Raw genomic sequence first — 16,029 nt, forward strand, 5'->3', positions numbered from 1 at the left:
CATGTCGCGGCTGACCCTCAGGCAGTTAGAGTATCTTGTCGCCGTTGGCGAAACCGGCAGCATTGCGCGGGCGGCGGACCGGTTGAATGTGTCGCCGCCATCAATCTCTTCAGCTATCACCCAGCTTGAGGACGAACTGGGCATTTTGCTTTTTGTGCGTCAGCACGCTCAGGGCCTTTCGCTCACCCAAGGCGGGCAGAGGGTGTCTGACCAAGCGCGCCAAGTCCTGAATGGCGCGCGCGAGATCGCGAACATAGCCGCTGACATCTCCGGCGTTGCGCGGGGCCCATTGGCGGTGGGGTGTTTACTGACCTTCGCGCAACTCGTGTTGCCACGGCTCAGACGCGGGTTTGAAAGCGGTTACCCCGATGTCAGGGTCGTCCAGAAGGAATTGAACCAAGCGGAAATCTTGCACGCCTTGCAGCGCTCCGAAATCGATATCGCGCTGACCTATGACATGGATATCCCGACGGATCTGAACTTCATCGGGCTTGTACGTCTCACTCCGTTTGCCTTGTTGCATGCTGGGCATGAGCTGGCCGAACGCGCGTCCGTGTCGATTGCCGATTTGGCGGAGTTGCCGATGGTCCTGCTCGATCTGCCGATCAGCGCGGATTACTTCTTGTCGCTGTTCTCGGCGACAGTACAACAGCCCCGCATCGTGGAGCGGACGCGTGACATGGCGGTGATGCGGTCGATGGTGGGCAATGCTTTCGGTTACTCCATCGCGAATGTGCGGCCGCAAAGCGATATATCACCGGATGGCAGCCCGCTGGTCTGCGTGCCGATCTCGGGGCCCGTCCGGTCGCTGCGCATGGGCCTTTTGACCACGCATGGCGCGGAGAAATCCCGCACGGTGCAGGCGTTTATCGACTATGCGCGGGATCAGGTACGCTCCGGCGCGTTCGACGCCATTAGTGGGGAGGCGCTGACGTGACGCTGTCACTGGAGGTGCTAGAGCGATTGGTCGCTTTTAACACGGTCAGCGATCGCTCGAACCTTGCCATGATCGTCTATGTCGAGGATTTTCTGCGCTCTCGCGGGTTCCGGGTGCAGCGCATTGTTGATGCGGAGGAGGAGAAAGCGGGCCTTTTTGCCGAGATCGGGCCATCGGTTGACGGCGGCCTGCTGCTGTCGGCGCATTCCGATGTGGTGCCAGTTACAGGTCAAGACTGGAGCGTCCCGCCCTTCAAGCTGACCCGACAAGGCGAGCGGCTTTTCGGGCGCGGCACGACCGATATGAAAGGGTTTCTGGCAGAGATGCTGGCCGTCGCAGATGCGGTGCACGCCCGAGACCTGAAAGCGCCGTTGAAGCTTTTAGTGTCCTACGACGAAGAGATTGGCTGCGTCGGGATTACGCGGATGAAGGACCGTCTGCCGCCGCTGCTGGGACGTCCGCGACTGGCCATCGTTGGTGAGCCGACCGAGATGCAGGTGGCCATTGGTCACAAAGGCAAGCGCGCTTATCGTGCGGACATTCGGGGAGAGGTCGGTCATTCCGCGCTGGCACCGACTTTTGTCAACGCGCTGCATGTGGCAGTCGATTTTGTTGGCAAGATGCGAGGCATGCAGAAGGTCGCGCGCGATACCGGAGCCCGCAACGCGGCCTATGACGTGCCTTACACGACATTCCATGTCGGTCAGCTGTCCGGCGGAACAGCGCTGAACTTCGTCCCCGACAAAGCTACGCTTCTCTGTGAGTTCAGACATCTGGCCGAAGATGACCCGGAGGAGATCGAAGTGCAGCTTCGGCAGGCGGCAGAGGCGGTCACGGCTGAGTTTCCGCCTGCCGCGCAAATCTCGCTTCAGGCTTTGGCGGGATATCCCGGCCTGTCTATGGCAGCATCCGACCCGGTGGTCTCGCTCGCGCGGTCCTGGTGCGGCGGCGACACGACCCATGTGGCCTTTGGCACGGAGGCAGGCGTTCTTTCCAGCCTGGGCATTCCAACCGTCGTGTGCGGTCCTGGCTCAATGGCTGAACAGGGGCACAAGCCGGATGAGTTCATTTCCATGCTTCAGCTGAATGCCTGTTCCGTCATGCTCCAAAATGGCGCTAAACAAGTTTTATACAGAAGTTAGAACAGCGCCATGTTTAACCTCAACAAAACCATTATTTTCGCCCTAGTAGGATTCAGCAAAATTTTTTGCCGACTTCTATTCACAAAGCGTCAGTACTTTGGTTGCCAATAATCCCAGCAACACAGCTCACAATACATTCTTAGCGATTGTAGCGGTTCACTGAAACGTCTTCGATAACGCTTTGATGCCGATGAACGCTTTGTGCGAGTTGCTGCCGTTCATGGTGTTTGCAGCATTTGGTAGGTATGGGCTCGAAGTAGTAATTGGCTGCAGGCTTCTACAAAGGCAGCTCTGCGGACAAAACAGCCTAAAACTTATAGAGCCACTTCGTGACTGCCCAACACTGAATTGTTGTACCGCACACTAATGAGTAATTTTTTTGGTTCGCATGCTCCGTCATTTATTGTTTGGTCAATGAAGAGATTGTCAATGATTGTTAAGTTTCCGCATGTCTGGAACTGAAACATGTGTGACCGCTAAGCCAGCCGGTAGTGCATCCACTTTGGCGCATCAACCTCAATTGCTCGTTACAGCACCAGAAAACTTGGTTCACGGTTGCTACAAACCGTTGACCTAAGGACAAAAAACGAGGATTTCGTAGATTTGTTGGTGAAACACCTTAGTGATTTTAACCTATTGGTTTCCGATCATCCGACTAAATTCGGTGCAGGAGAAGAGAACACAATTCTGAAACGCTTCTCCCATCTCCCCAATGTGCACTTCGTAACTCCCGATCAGCACGCGCGCTTCCCATCGTGGAGGCTTGCGCAGCATGTCGATGGCTTGTCCGTAACGGACTCAAAAACTGTCTTTTTGAGATGCTTTTTCTCTAAACCAGTTTTTCAGATCAGCAGCGTGGCTACCGGTGCATGGTTAAACACCTATACTAATCCAGTTTCGTTCGCCAAGGATCTGAGGAGCGGGACCGCCAAAGTAGCACATCGCGAAGACGATCTTCACAACTTCTATAATTACTCCAAGCACTTATTGTACCCCGTTCAAGATGCGCCACTGTTGGCTGGACATTCAGGTTGGCTGCGGCGACAACGGCCCTTCATCGATAATGGCATGGGTATCCCCGAGCTCGAAGCAATGCTACAGATATAAAAACGGGTAAGTCGCCTTGATGCTTCAAAAGAGCCAAACCTACTCTAGCGCCATCTGTTCAAGTTTCGTGCGCAGAAGCTGCGACCGCTTTGGGCTCAACGCGGTCATCTGAACACTTTTGTCGGATGTCCACAAAGCGGCTCAAACCGGACGCTCAATACGGGTCTGCACGCGGCAACGTATACTTTGACGCCCCACTGACCGCTTATGCAGGAACTGGACTTTGATTTGAAAAGAACCTACGTCCGAGTTGCGGACAAAGCTGACTACTGTCATTTAGGGGTTGGCTAGCGCAAATAAAGTTTCAATTGCCGGAGCGCCCCTGCATTAAGAAATGTTAAGGCGGTTGCTCCAACTTGTTAGAGCTTTATGCTGGAACTATGGCCAAACGTACCCTGCTAGTTCTCAATAGGAAGTCCGCAGCAAGACCCGATCTGCGTTCAGCTGTCCGCCCATTGGAAAAAGAGCTTGGCATTAGGGTTTGTATTCCTTGGTCAGGAAAAGACTTGAGGAAGACCCTTCGAGAAGCCGTAAGCGATGGCGTAACCAGGGTGATCGCGGGCGGCGGTGACGGCACTTTGAACTCGGTCGCGGATGCTGTTTTGAAGTTGAAGTCAAGGTCGCCTGTCTCGCTAGGTCTTGTTCCGTTGGGGACAGCAAATGATTTCGCCCGGTCGTATGGTGATAAGGGTTTGGACTTGGCAACATCTGTTCGAGTTGCAGCATCGGAAGACGCGCAACCAATTGATGTCGGATACATAAACGGCAGTCCATTTGTGAATGTTGCAAGCGGCGGTTTTGGAGCGATGATCACTGCAACGACACCCAAGGAAATGAAGAAAAGGCTCGGCGGCCTCGCGTACACACTGTTTGGGCTTGCTCGCCTATCTGATGCAAAATCTGTTCCAGCAAAGATCTCAATTGATGAAAAAGACCCGTACGACGTTTCCATTTCCGCAATAGCGATTGCGAACAGCCGCTATGCAGGTGGCGGTTTTGACGTGGCACCAGAAGCGAACATCTCCGATGGGTTGCTCGATTTAAGCGTGCTCTCCACGGAGCGATTGATGCCAGAAAACCTGCCCTTTGGCAGGCTACCGGATTTTTCGGACCCCGAAGAGGGTGTTGTGCAACGCTCTCGTCTGAGATCTATGGTTTTGGAAACCTCCCAGCCGTTTCATATGAATTTGGACGGCGAACCGATGATTGATCAACGCTTTGAGGTTTCAATTAAACCAAAAGCGCTGAACTTCGTTTTCCCAAGCGGTAAGTAGTGCGGGTCTCTCCTTAAACTCAGACTTCGCACGGTGTTTCCAACGTTTTATTCGGGGCTGGCACATACACTCGCCGATAGAGTCAGGTAAAAAGCCGCCATCCATTTTGGCGAACGTCTCTCGCGCTTAGCTGTTCACTGCGTCAGTGTCGTTTATCTTCCCATCACCGGACATCAGTATCGCGATTGGCTGCGTTGACGGGATATTCGAAAGCACAATCATGATGCACACGGTGATCGGGACGCTCATCAACGCTCCGGCAATGCCCCAGATCGCAGTCCAAAAAGTGAGCGCCAAAATGACCATGAATGGCGATAAATTCAGGCTTTTCCCAAGTAGCATTGGCTCCAGGATATTGCCGATAGAGAATTGAACCGCGCCACAACCAATCAGAACCACAAGAAAGGGCACGACTTCTTCAAACTGTACCAGTGCGACAATGGAAGGAAGCGCGACGCCGACGATAGAGCCGACTGTCGGGATAAAATTCAACAAAAACGCAAGAACCGCCCAGGTTTCAGAGAAGTCCAGGCCGACGGATGCCATCACGGTATAACTGCCCAAGCCAGTTAGTGCACTCACCAGCGTTTTGATGCCAACATATTTTTGAATGCTGTCCGACGTGCTCTCAAGAACACGACGAACTTTTTCAGCGGCTTCCCTGTCTTTGATTGCGAGCTTGATTTTGGCGCGCATTGGAACGCGTTCAACCAACATGAATGGCACATAGAGCAGCACCAGGAAAAAAGCGCTTAGGAACGCCCCAGCAGACCCGATCACTCCTGTCGCGAACCCAGCCAGGTTGATTTGTTCCAAAGCCTTTACCGCGGCTGCATAGTTGTCTTGCCCAACAAGTGAAACCAGCTTTGCTACTATGCTGGAAAACCGTTCCTCGTAGCGCGGAAAAGCTTCCGAAACCTCACCGGCTTGACTGGATAGTATCGACAGAACAAGCGAGAGGCCGATTAACACAATTGAAATTGCGGCCAAATGCGCAAACCACTTCGGGACAGTCTTTCCAAATATCTTGAATCTACCAATGCGATCTGCAGTCGCTGTGAGGAGAACGAACAGGAGAGCCGCAAAAAACAGGGGAACCAGTACAGACGAAGCGAGGACTAACGACGCTATTGTCAAGAACACAAGGACGACCAACTGATACCAGAAAGTGAGCCCCCAGAAACCTGGAGCGGGACCTTTATCATTTGAACCCTGATTCATTCACAAGCTCCATAAAAAGGTTGAGAGTCGTCCTGCGGATTTTTTTGGAAATCTATTAGGTCGCCTTGAACGTAACTTGGCAAGTGGTCCAGTTACTTCTCTCTAGAACAAATAGTGGAAATTTTCAGGTGAAAACTCTAATATTTTTGCCGTGAACTTGCTGTCGATCCGAATGCTGCATCTCGAAGGTTGCTAACGACAGTCTGGTTCTTTTGCCACCTACTGAGATCGGATATCTAGTAGTCCGCTTTGGGCTCAAAACGGTCATTCGCATTGTTTCGTGGCCCATCAGGTCTTCCAAAGTCGGCAACGCGGACATTTCTGCCATTCGCGAAAAAGCTTTGTGAATTTTCGGCTTGAACGATTGCGTTGAGGCCTGAGAGTAACTCCAGCAACAAGCCTGACTTGTTTTCAATAAACTACTGGCGCAACATCTATGAATGTCCTGAACCAATTGGGAGGTTGGCATGGCAGAGCTAGGCGAAATTGGCAAGACTGGGGTACGGGTTCCTCGCATCGGGTTTGGATCGACGGGGTTGGGGAGTATTCCGGAAATCTATGGGTATGAAGTTGAGGAAGACCGCGCGATTGATACAATTCGGGCAATTCTTTCGCAGCCAAATGCGTTCCTGGACACTTCCCGTTGCTATGCCATGGGACGAAGTGAAGAGCGCATAGGTCAAGTCATTCGTGAGCTTGGTGGGTGGTCGGAAGGGCGAGTGCTTTCCACCAAAATCGACCGGGACATGGAAACCGGTGCTTTTGATGGTTCTCAGGCACGTAGATCATTCGAGGAAAGTCTTACGGCCTTAAGCGTCGACAGCGTTGATATACTCCACGTCCATGATTTCGAATATGCAAGTGACCTATCTGAGGTCAAAGGGCGGGGTGGCGCGATTGAAGAGTTGTTCCGTATCAAGGAGGAAGGTCTGGCCAAGGCGGTCGGAATCGCGGCGGGACGTATCGACTTGATGATGCCAATTTTGGAGAGTTGGGATTTTGACGTGGTCCTAACACACAACAGGCATACTGTGGTAAACGATAACGCGGCACCTCTAATAAAACTCGCGAAATCACGAGGCGTTTCGATATTGAACGCGGCACCGTATTCCGGAGGTGCACTGGCCCGAGGCAGCGCGATCCATCGCTTTTATGTCTATCGACCTGCAGATGATGAAGTACTTGCGCCAATACGTGCTGTTGAAGAGGTATGCGGGCATTACGATGTCCCAGTCGGAGCGGTCGCGTTGCAATACTCTTTAAAAAACGACGACATTACTTCGACGGTTTGCGGAGTGACATGGCCTCAGCATGTTCAACAGGCAATGGAATGGGCAGAGTGGCCCATCCCTGAAGGCGTTTGGGACGAACTCGCCAAGCTCGGGAGTTCTTCGGAGAATCCTGAGGCTTAGAGTAAAACCCCAAAGGGGACAATATCTCAAACAAGGCGGAAGATTATGCGAGATTTGTTCTGGAGCTCAGAACCTATTTTCGAAAAAGAAAACGGTGTCCTCAGTGCCTGCTAGTATCGACAAGGCCAAAAAGTCAAAGGGATCAATATGATTGCATTACTATTTGCGTTGTTCACATGCGCCTTGGGGCTCGCTTACTACAAACTCGTTCGCCTTTCATACGCACTCTTCGCAGTAACGCTTTTGGCGAGCGTTTATTGGCTAAAATTTCATGCAACAACGCCGCTTTCAATCCAATTGTGAGATTGTTCCATGTCACCTGAATTTGCCCGAAATATGAACGCGCTTGGTGTTCTGGCTGTTTGCCTAGTGTTGGTTCTCGCATTCTATTTTCAACTTGTTCTCTACGAACTACCTTGTCCGTTGTGTTTACTGCAGCGTGTCGGTTTCGTGGCAGTGGGATTTGGGCTCGGGCTAAATCTCTTGTGGGGTACGCGTGCACGGAATTACGGAATAGTCCTTGTGGCAGCAATATTTGGCATCAGCGTTTCGATCCGCCAAATCCTACTACATATTGTGCCCGGCACTGGGCACTATGGGGCTCCGGTTCTTGGTCTGCATTTTTACACTTGGGCCGGCATAGCCTTCGGATTGATAATACTCGGGACCGCGGTGATGCTTGTCTTTGAAAAGCAATACGATCTGGCTGCGGACGTCAGGGCATCGGAGCGGTTCGGTGGAAGCAAGTTGGCCAAAACGGCGTTCATGTTGATCTTATCTTTGGGAGTTGCCAACGCAGGCTCAGCTCTGTTGGAGTGTGGACCAGGTATTTGCGACGATCCGCCAACAGACTACAAATTTTTGGATAAGCTTGAAGAAGCAGGTGAAACTTAGGACGAGAAGAAATCTTGTGCGCAGTTTTTCCGGTGTTCTGCCCTCCACAATCAAAGAGGAAATACGAAGGCGAGCTTTGCTTCATTTTGACCAAAAAAAACTACCAAACAGCAATTTAAAGACCAGAAACAAAATATATGGTCAACGTTAAAACAGGTGACCGCTTTGGGCTCGGCCCAGACCTTCGCTGCAATTAGCCCAAATGGCAGCTTTGCGCTTCATCGCAGACGTTTGAGGTCTAAGATTTCATACCCACGCACAGCTCGGTCGAAAGCGCCCTCGCGCAGCGTCAGAACCGCGTGCGATCTTCCCTTCTTGGTTGTTCAGGTCGATAGTTGCGTTGGCGGCGGCCGGAGTAAGGACCCGTATCGAAATATGTCCCTTGACTAAGGCGCATACTTTCAGCGAACTGGGTAAGGGCATCCACCTGTTCATCTTTGAAAGCTTTCACAATCCGAAGCGAGAGTGGGAAACGGAAGTACAGCATTACTGCTAGGTGGATGATCTCGGGGCTGGCTTTGAAGTACTTGAAGGAGGCGGGTCTGGTCATGGGCAAAAGCTACGCAACCGTCCTCCCTCTATCAAGCAAAGTTCATCTTACAAGACCTTCCAATTCAGTACTTACTTATGTTCACATGCAGTGGAAGGGACACTTCCAGTGAAAGGAATGCAAGTGCAAGGTCATGGATATGCGTCTGGGCGGCTAAATTTACCCTTCGTAGGAATCTCGACTTTTGGCAAATCTCCATATGTCGAAAACTGGAACAAAATTGACGCCGACGTTTGCGTGCTCGGCGCACCGTTCGACTTTGGAACCCAATGGCGCCCAGGCGCCCGTTTTGGCCCTCGGGCCGTGCGAGAGGCATCGACCCTTTTCAGCTTTGGCCATGCTGGCGCCTATGATCATGAGGATGACGCGACCTATCTGGACAGCTCGGTTCGGATCGTCGACCTGGGCGATGCGGACATAGTCCACACCAAGACCGAGACGAGCCACAAGAACATAGCCTTTGGCGTGCAAAAAATTCTCAAGGCCGGGGCACTTCCGCTGGTGATTGGCGGTGATCACTCGGTCAACATCCCCTGCATTTCCGCATTTAAAAGCGACTGCTCTGAAAACGGCCCGATACACGTTGTTCAAATCGATGCGCATTTGGACTTTGTAGATGAACGTCATGGCGTCACCAACGGGCACGGAAATCCCATGCGCCGCGCGATCGAGAAAGACTATGTTTCAGGGATGACCCAATTGGGCATTCGAAATGTATCGTCCACCGCTAAGGAAGGGTATGACGACGCGCGTGCGCGCGGATCGGACATCCTGTCGGTGCGGCAGGTTCGCAGATTGGGAACAGAGGCTGTTCTTGACCGCATTCCCAAAGGCAAACGGTACTATGTTACAATCGATATCGATGCGTTTTGCCCCTCGATCGCGCCAGGAACCGGAACTCCGAGCCACGGAGGCTTTTTGTACTATGACGTTCTGGAAATCCTTCAGGGACTGGCAAAAAGGGGTGACGTGGTCGGCATCGATCTGGTCGAGGTGGCCCCCGCCTACGATCCCACTGAAAGCACTCAGATTCTGGCGGCGCAGCTTCTGCTGAATTTTCTGGGTTTCATTTTTCACGAACGTGCCCGACGCACATGAAAAGCGGGTGGAGCCGAAGCGCCACCCCAAACCTCAGGCGTCGATAACGTTGTGCCCCGGCCCGTAGGGAAAGCCGGTGATGTTTTCGGCTCCGTCTTCGCCCACAACCAGAATATCGTGTTCCCTGTAACCGCCTGCACCTGGCTGGCCTTCGGGTATCCACAGCATCGGCTCAATCGAGACCACCATGCCGGGTTCCAGCACTGTATCGATGTCTTCGCGAAGTTCGAGACCGGCCTCGCGACCATAGTAGTGGCTCAGAACACCAAACGAGTGCCCGTAGCCGAAGGAACGATATTGAAGCAGGCCTTCGTCGGCAAAGAACCGGTTGATCTCGGCGGTGATACCGGAACAAGTGGCGCCGGGTTTGATCAGGCTCAGGCCAAGTTCATGCGCGGCCACATTGGCCTTCCACAGGCGCAGACTGTCGGCATCCGGCTCGCCCAGGAACAGGGTCCGCTCCAGGGCCGTATAATAGCTCGAGATCATCGGAAAGGTGTTCAGTGACAGGATATCGCCTTTTTGCAACGCGCGTTTGGTGACCGGGTTATGCGCGCCGTCGGTGTTCAAACCCGATTGGAACCAAACCCATGTGTCACGGTATTCCGCATCCGGGTAGGCCAGCGCGATTTCCACTTCCATCGCGTCTCGGCCGGCCATCGCAATTTCGATTTCGGTTGCGCCCTCGCGGATTGCGGCATGGATCGCAGCGCCACCCACATCGGCAGTGCGCGCTCCACCCTTGATCAATTCGATTTCTTCCGCGGACTTGATCATACGCGTGCCCATGGTGTCGGCGGCGATGTCAACCAACTCTGGCTCGCCCAGCATGTTCAGCGCCGTGTCGCGCGCCGCCAGCGTTATGTGGTCGCCTTCGACGCCGATCCGTTTCGCATTCCCGATCAGGCTCGCAACTGCCCGCCAGTAGTTGTCGCGTTTCCAGTCAGTATAAATCACGTTGTCTTCAACCGACCGGCGCCAGGGTTGCCCGGCATCAATATTGGCGGAAACGGTGGTGCAGTTGTCTTGGGTTACAACACAGCCATAAGGGCGCCCGAACGCACAGTATAGAAAGCCCGAATAATACGCGATATTCTGCATCGATGTCAGCAACACCACCGGAATATCCCGCTTGGCCATGATGGCGCGCAGCTTGCCAAGACGGCGGTCATACTCGGCTTTGCTGAACGGCAACGGGGCCTTGTCGCCATTGTGACAGGTGAAGAACTGAGGTCGGTTAGAAATGTCAGTCATCCTTGGTCTCTCATCTATGCCGGGCGTGCATTTCCCGGCCACATGTCCCGGCGTTCAGGACAGGCGGCCTCGGGGTCCGAGAGCCGATCACCTCATTCGTCGCCGCGACGCCATCGCAGCAGAGATGAACAGGTGAATCGTTAGATCAGACGGTTTGCTGCGTCAAGCGGGCGAAAGACCCCGCAGACGCTCCGATCTACGTCGCAACAGTTCGACCGTCGTCAGCAGGGCGATGGACAGGACCACAAGGATTGTCGCGACCGCCAGAATGGTTGGACTGATCTGCTCCCGCAGGCCGGTGAACATCTGCCACGGCAACGTCTTTTGCGAGGCGGAGCCGACAAACAGCACCACAACTACTTCGTCGAATGATGTGATGAAGGCGAACAGGCCACCCGAGATAACGCCCGGCAATATCAATGGCATCTGTATCTTGAAGAAGGTCCGCACAGGCCCTGCGCCCATATTAGCCGCCGCCCGTGTCAGAGATCGATCAAAGCCGACCAGTGTCGCCGTCACGGTAATGATCACAAAGGGGATACCCAGCACTGCGTGGGCCAGGATAACTTTCAGATAGCCTACGAAGTTCTTGTTCATGCCCAGTGTACCTTCGAGGAAACGCCCGATATCACTGTAGAAAAAGAACATACCCGTCGCCGAGATGATCAGCGGCACAATCATCGGCGAAATCAGAATTCCCATGATTGCGCGGCGTCCGGGAACGTGAGACTGGCTGAGCCCGATCGCGGCCAGCGTTCCCAACGTTACCGAAATAACCGTCGCAATCGGCGCGATGATCAGCGAGTTCTTGAAGCTGCGTTGCCATTCGTTATTGGTGAAGAAATCTCGGTAATGCTTCAACGAATAGCCTTCCGGATCAAGCCTCAGCATCTCGGGCGTGAAGGTAAAGAAATCTTGCGCATTGAAAGACAATGGCAACACCACCAGAATCGGCGTGATCAGGAAGACGAAGATCGCACCACAGATCACGCGAAACAGGTAGTGATAGAAAACCTGTTTCGCTGTCAGATATGGCAGCAGTTTGCGGCGATAGCGGCCCTCATAAAGCCAGAATATGAACCACGCGAAGAACCAGCCGCCCAGCAGGCCCAGAACGCCACCCATCGGGCCCGAAAACAGAATTCCGGCTACGCCGAAGCCGAGGATGGTGATCCAGCGGGCCAGGTTCTCATTCTTCAGAACAGCGATGTAGATCCAGGCCAGCGCCGCGATAATGGCGGCTCCGCCAATAATGCCCAGAAAGATCGAACCGTTTCCTGCGCCAACGAAAACACCGGCAAAAGCCCCTGCCAACGCGACGCTTGGCAGGACCATGGACATCGGTTTGCGGGAAATCGGAGTAAGTGCGGCCATGTCGATTATCCCAGCTTCACGTTATCAATGCCAACGATTTTGTCGTAACACCAGTATAGCAACAGCACGACGGCCAACAGGATCGTGCCCAGCGCAGCCGCAAGCCCCCAGTTCAGCGAGGACGAGATGTGATACGCAATCCGGTTCGAGATGAAGACACCTTTTGTGCCGCCCACAATCTCGGGTGTGATGTAATAGCCGATGGCCAGAATGAACACGAGGATCGACCCCGCGCCGATGCCTGGAATGGATTGCGGGAAATAGATGCGCCAGAAGGTCGTCCAGTTCGTCGCGCCCATAGATTTCGCGGCGCGGGTGTAAGATTCGGGGATCGTCTGCATCACCGAATACATCGGCAGGATCATGAAGGGCAGAAGGATATGCGTCATCGCGATGATCGTACCGATCTGGTTGTTGATGATGACAAGTCGGGCGTCATCGGCCACCAAGCCAAGCCAGACTAGCGTTTCGTTGATTACACCCTGTTGTTGCAACATGACCTTCCACGCCGAGGTTCGCACCAGCAGCGAGGTCCAGAAAGGTAACAAAACAAGGATCATCAGCAGGTTTGACACCCGCATTGGCAGGGTCGCTAGCAGGTAACTGACCGGATAGGCTAACAAGATACAGGACGCGGTGATCACCAGCGACATGAACAAGGTGCGTCCGAACAGCTTGATCAGGATCTGCTTGTCCTCGGGCTGCGCCTGCGCGCCTTCGGGTGTGCGGCGCATATCGACCGCGTTCAGGAAGTATCCATTCGTCACAGCGGGCGAGTGCGTCTTGATCACCGCCCAAGTCTGCGGGTCCCCCCAACCCTCGTGGATTTCGATCACTTGATCCTTGAACGGCCCATCTGTTTCGGGGTCCAGCTTGCCCATTTTTCGACCCGAGCGGCGGAACATCGAAGACATGCCTGTCTCTTCGTAGTTCAGACGCGAGCCCAGTCGGGTATGTGTCTTGTTGTCGACAGCCACGACCATATCCTGGACAAAGGCGTCATAGACGGCCTCGTCCGGCAATTCGCCGCTGTTTTCTTCCCAGCTTTGCAAGGCCTCGACGGTCAGGGGCAGCGTTTCCTGCACAATGCCGTTTTCCACCGAGCGGAACAGCATCGACGCTATCGGAACGATGAACGAGAACAGAACAAACAGCAGCAACGGGGCAACCAACATCAGCGCCCGCAGTTTTTGCCGCCGAAGCGAGCGCGCCAGCGATTGCTTGAGCGGCGTTCCGTCAGCCGCCAGCATCGGCCCCGCATTTTGGGTTGCGTCGGTCATATAAGCCCCTTGGGTTTTGTTGACCAAGGGCGGCGCACCGCCCCCGGCTATTTTATGAAATTAGGCTTTTATTGTGCCAACCACGCCTGGAATTTGGCGTCGATGTCGTCGCGGTAGTCCGCCCAGAACTCGTAGTTATACAGGAAAGTGTTCTTAGCGTTTTCCGGATCGGTCGGCATATGTGGTGCCATGTCGATACCCAGTTCCGCGTGTTGTCCAACCAGCGGAGCGGACGAAGCACGAGCTGGGCCATAAGAGATGTACTTGGCCTGGTCGGCCAGACGCTGCGTGTCTGTCGCGAACATGATGTAGTCCAGAGCGCGCTGCTGACGCTCTTCGCTCAGGCCAGCCGGAATGATCCAACCGTCCAGATCGAACACTTGCGCGTCCCACAACATGGCGACAGGCTGCTTCTGCTCTTCGATCACACTGAACAGTCGACCGTTATAGGTCGAGCCCATGATGACTTCGCCATCGGCCAGCAACTGCGGTGTATCGGCACCTGCGGACCACCAGACGACGCTGTCCTTGATCGTGTCGAGCTTGGCCAAGGCCTGGTCCTGACCTTCAGGTGTGGCCAGCACGTCATAGACGTCATCCTTGGCGACGCCGTCGCAAAGCAGAGCCCATTCCATGTTGTTGATCGGACGCTTTTCGAGCGAGCGCTTGCCCGGATAGTTCTCGAGGTCGAACACCGCGCAGATCTCGGTCGGCGGGGTGTCACCAACCAGATCGGTGCGATAGCCGAACGTGGTCGAATACACAATCTGCGGGATAAAGCAGTCGCTCACCAGAAGATCGCCGAAATCATCCGCGGCCGAGGTGCCATCGGGTGCAGGTGCCAGCATGGTATCGGGGTCGATTTCCATTGCCAAACCTTCATCGCACAGACGGATCGCATCCGCTGCCACAACGTCGACCACATCCCACGTGATGTTGCCCGCTTCGTTCATCGCGCGCAGCTTGGCCACAGCTTCGGCCGAGCTGTCATCATTCAGAATGGTGACGCCTGTCTTTTCCGAATAGGGCTCGTGATAGGCCTTGAGTTGCGATTTGGAATAGGCGCCGCCCCAAGAAACGATGGTCATTTCCTCGGCAGAAACACCACCCGCCGCAATGGCGACGGCGGCCGTTGTCAGAAGGGTTTTAGTTGCTTTCATGTGTAGATTACTCCCAGTTGGTCCCGTTTATGTGTGTGGTCAGCTGATGCACGGGTCTTCATCAGCCGGTCCCTCTGATTGAGCTGTGCTTGTTTCGCGCAGCTTGGTCTATGCGTCGAGCGCACGACAATCCTGAGCCAGCCAGCCGATCTCGATCTCCTGACCGGGGGTCAGGCGAATTGCGTCTGGTGCGTTCCGGGTTTTAACGATGAACTCATCATTCCCCGCAACGGACATGCGGAAACGGAACACATCGCCCATGTATATGAACTCTTTGACCGTAGCCTTCAGCGTGTGAGCATCGGCATGCAGGCGATCTTTGTTGAATTCCACACGCTCAGGCCGGATTGACACTTTGGTCCTTTCACCCGGCGCGTGAACATTGATAGGCACCGCGTCAATCTCAGATCCATCATCCAGTTGCACAAGGCACGTGTCACCATCAATCGATTTTACGGCACCTTCCAAGGTGTTGTTTTCCCCGATGAACTGAGCAACAAAGCTGTTTTCCGGTTCTTCATAGAGCTGATCAGGCGGAGCAAGCTGTTGAATACGACCGTCGTCAAAAACGGCGACCCGGTCAGACATGGTCAGCGCTTCGGTCTGGTCGTGGGTCACGTATACGGTGGTGATACCCAATTCGTGCGCCAAGCGTGTGATCTCGAACTGCATGTGCTCGCGCAACTGCTTGTCCAGCGCGCCCAGCGGTTCGTCCATCAGAACCAATTCGGGTTCGAACACCAGCGCACGGGCCAGCGCAATCCGCTGCTGTTGGCCACCGGAAAGCTGAGCGGGACGGCGCCCCCCAAAAGCGCCCATCTGAACCATATCCAGAGCGCGTTGAACCTTTTCCTCCCGTTCAGACTTGCCCAGTTTGCGGACTTCCAAGGGGAAAGAAAGGTTTTCGGCAACTGTCATATGCGGAAACAGAGCGTAGTTCTGAAACACCATACCAATGCCACGTTTGTGCGGCGGGATATTGTTGATAGGCTTCCCATCCAACAGGATTTCGCCATGAGTGGCTGTTTCAAAGCCGGCAAGCATCATCAGACAGGTTGTTTTGCCCGAGCCGGACGGCCCGAGCATCGTTAGGAACTCACCCTTTGGCATTGCCAGATTAAGGTCTTTAACGACGAGATTCTCGCCATCATAAGACTTTTGAACGCGTTGAAATTCAACAAACGCGGCATCGTTATTCGTGTCGGTCACAAGACCCCCTGTTGCGTCAATTGATTATCCGATGAGTTCGGATTTCATTGATCTGTAGTCATCAGTTAAGACGATGCAGTGGGCGCTTGGCAACATTAGATGACGTTTTTTCGCTTT

The 16,029-nt window shown here is 53.9% G+C and carries 14 protein-coding genes and 1 pseudogene; 8 read left to right on the forward strand and 7 right to left on the reverse strand.

Annotation, left to right across the window (positions count from 1 at the left end; genetic code table 11):
• Window position 1 precedes the first annotated feature (1 nt).
• The 4 genes from GS646_RS14315 to GS646_RS14330 all read left to right on the forward strand — a co-directional run bounded on the left by GS646_RS14315 (window position 2) and on the right by GS646_RS14330 (window position 4,460).
• Complete coding sequence (locus GS646_RS14315; protein WP_171186571.1) at window positions 2-937, forward strand: LysR family transcriptional regulator; 936 nt, start codon at window positions 2-4, stop codon at window positions 935-937.
• Window positions 934-2,079, forward strand: coding sequence for an acetylornithine deacetylase (argE, locus tag GS646_RS14320; protein WP_171186573.1), 1,146 nt, complete (start codon window positions 934-936; stop codon window positions 2,077-2,079). Before GS646_RS14315 ends, argE begins: the two co-directional genes overlap by 4 nt.
• A gap of 609 nt (window positions 2,080-2,688) precedes the next feature.
• On the forward strand, window positions 2,689-3,186 hold the full coding sequence (locus tag GS646_RS14325) for a hypothetical protein (RefSeq protein WP_171186575.1): 498 nt from the start codon (window positions 2,689-2,691) through the stop codon (window positions 3,184-3,186).
• A 380-nt stretch (window positions 3,187-3,566) separates the two neighbouring features.
• Window positions 3,567-4,460, forward strand: coding sequence for a YegS/Rv2252/BmrU family lipid kinase (locus GS646_RS14330; RefSeq protein WP_171186577.1), 894 nt, complete (start codon window positions 3,567-3,569; stop codon window positions 4,458-4,460).
• 126 nt (window positions 4,461-4,586) lie between these two features.
• Here the strand turns inward: GS646_RS14330 and GS646_RS14335 are convergent, their stop codons facing one another.
• A complete protein-coding gene (locus tag GS646_RS14335) occupies window positions 4,587-5,681 on the reverse strand; it encodes an AI-2E family transporter (RefSeq protein WP_171186579.1) in 1,095 nt (364 codons plus the stop codon).
• Window positions 5,682-6,148: 467 nt separating this feature from the next.
• Between GS646_RS14335 and GS646_RS14340 the strand changes: the two genes are divergently transcribed.
• The 3 genes from GS646_RS14340 to GS646_RS14345 all read left to right on the forward strand — a co-directional run bounded on the left by GS646_RS14340 (window position 6,149) and on the right by GS646_RS14345 (window position 7,987).
• A complete protein-coding gene (locus GS646_RS14340; protein WP_171186581.1) occupies window positions 6,149-7,093 on the forward strand; it encodes an aldo/keto reductase in 945 nt (314 codons plus the stop codon).
• 147 nt (window positions 7,094-7,240) lie between these two features.
• Window positions 7,241-7,396, forward strand: coding sequence for a DUF5993 family protein (locus GS646_RS22930; protein ID WP_253284635.1), 156 nt, complete (start codon window positions 7,241-7,243; stop codon window positions 7,394-7,396).
• Window positions 7,397-7,405: 9 nt separating this feature from the next.
• Window positions 7,406-7,987, forward strand: a complete 582-nt coding sequence (locus tag GS646_RS14345) for a disulfide bond formation protein B (protein WP_171186583.1) — start codon at window positions 7,406-7,408, stop codon at window positions 7,985-7,987.
• Window positions 7,988-8,414: 427 nt separating this feature from the next.
• Here GS646_RS14345 and GS646_RS22935 read toward each other — a convergent pair.
• Window positions 8,415-8,537 (reverse strand): annotated as a pseudogene (locus GS646_RS22935) (IS6 family transposase); the annotation flags it as partial.
• 123 nt (window positions 8,538-8,660) lie between these two features.
• Between GS646_RS22935 and speB the strand changes: the two are divergent.
• The gene (speB, locus tag GS646_RS14350) at window positions 8,661-9,635 is read left to right on the forward strand and encodes an agmatinase (RefSeq protein ID WP_171186683.1); all 975 of its coding nucleotides are present in this window, start codon (window positions 8,661-8,663) and stop codon (window positions 9,633-9,635) included.
• Between the two features lie 33 nt (window positions 9,636-9,668).
• On the opposite strand, the gene GS646_RS14355 is transcribed toward speB, so the two are convergent.
• From GS646_RS14355 to GS646_RS14375, 5 genes are all read right to left on the reverse strand, one after another.
• A complete protein-coding gene (locus tag GS646_RS14355) occupies window positions 9,669-10,889 on the reverse strand; it encodes an aminopeptidase P family protein (RefSeq protein ID WP_171186584.1) in 1,221 nt (406 codons plus the stop codon).
• A gap of 162 nt (window positions 10,890-11,051) precedes the next feature.
• Window positions 11,052-12,263: an ABC transporter permease gene (locus GS646_RS14360; RefSeq protein ID WP_171186587.1), complete on the reverse strand. Its 1,212-nt coding sequence runs from the start codon at window positions 12,261-12,263 to the stop codon at window positions 11,052-11,054.
• Window positions 12,264-12,268: 5 nt separating this feature from the next.
• Window positions 12,269-13,543, reverse strand: a complete 1,275-nt coding sequence (locus GS646_RS14365; RefSeq protein WP_171648939.1) for an ABC transporter permease — start codon at window positions 13,541-13,543, stop codon at window positions 12,269-12,271.
• Window positions 13,544-13,611: 68 nt separating this feature from the next.
• Window positions 13,612-14,703, reverse strand: a complete 1,092-nt coding sequence (locus GS646_RS14370; RefSeq protein WP_171186591.1) for an extracellular solute-binding protein — start codon at window positions 14,701-14,703, stop codon at window positions 13,612-13,614.
• A 108-nt stretch (window positions 14,704-14,811) separates the two neighbouring features.
• Window positions 14,812-15,912, reverse strand: coding sequence for an ABC transporter ATP-binding protein (locus tag GS646_RS14375; protein WP_171186593.1), 1,101 nt, complete (start codon window positions 15,910-15,912; stop codon window positions 14,812-14,814).
• Between the last annotated feature and the right edge of the window lie 117 nt (window positions 15,913-16,029).

Source organism: Ruegeria sp. HKCCD4315 (genome assembly GCF_013112245.1).
Taxonomy (GTDB): Bacteria; Pseudomonadota; Alphaproteobacteria; order Rhodobacterales; family Rhodobacteraceae; genus Ruegeria.

Excerpts from the sequence above, each read along its gene's own strand:
- GS646_RS14315 (WP_171186571.1), top strand. The coding sequence starts at position 2 with ATGTCGCGGCTGACCCTCAGGCAGTTAGAGTATCTTGTCGCCGTTGGC.
- GS646_RS14330 (WP_171186577.1), top strand. The coding sequence starts at position 3,567 with ATGGCCAAACGTACCCTGCTAGTTCTCAATAGGAAGTCCGCAGCAAGA.
- GS646_RS14335 (WP_171186579.1), bottom strand. The coding sequence starts at position 5,681 with ATGAATCAGGGTTCAAATGATAAAGGTCCCGCTCCAGGTTTCTGGGGG.
- GS646_RS14340 (WP_171186581.1), top strand. The coding sequence starts at position 6,149 with ATGGCAGAGCTAGGCGAAATTGGCAAGACTGGGGTACGGGTTCCTCGC.
- GS646_RS22930 (WP_253284635.1), top strand. The coding sequence starts at position 7,241 with ATGATTGCATTACTATTTGCGTTGTTCACATGCGCCTTGGGGCTCGCT.
- GS646_RS14345 (WP_171186583.1), top strand. The coding sequence starts at position 7,406 with ATGTCACCTGAATTTGCCCGAAATATGAACGCGCTTGGTGTTCTGGCT.
- GS646_RS14355 (WP_171186584.1), bottom strand. The coding sequence starts at position 10,889 with ATGACTGACATTTCTAACCGACCTCAGTTCTTCACCTGTCACAATGGC.
- GS646_RS14360 (WP_171186587.1), bottom strand. The coding sequence starts at position 12,263 with ATGGCCGCACTTACTCCGATTTCCCGCAAACCGATGTCCATGGTCCTG.
- GS646_RS14365 (WP_171648939.1), bottom strand. The coding sequence starts at position 13,543 with ATGACCGACGCAACCCAAAATGCGGGGCCGATGCTGGCGGCTGACGGA.
- GS646_RS14370 (WP_171186591.1), bottom strand. The coding sequence starts at position 14,703 with ATGAAAGCAACTAAAACCCTTCTGACAACGGCCGCCGTCGCCATTGCG.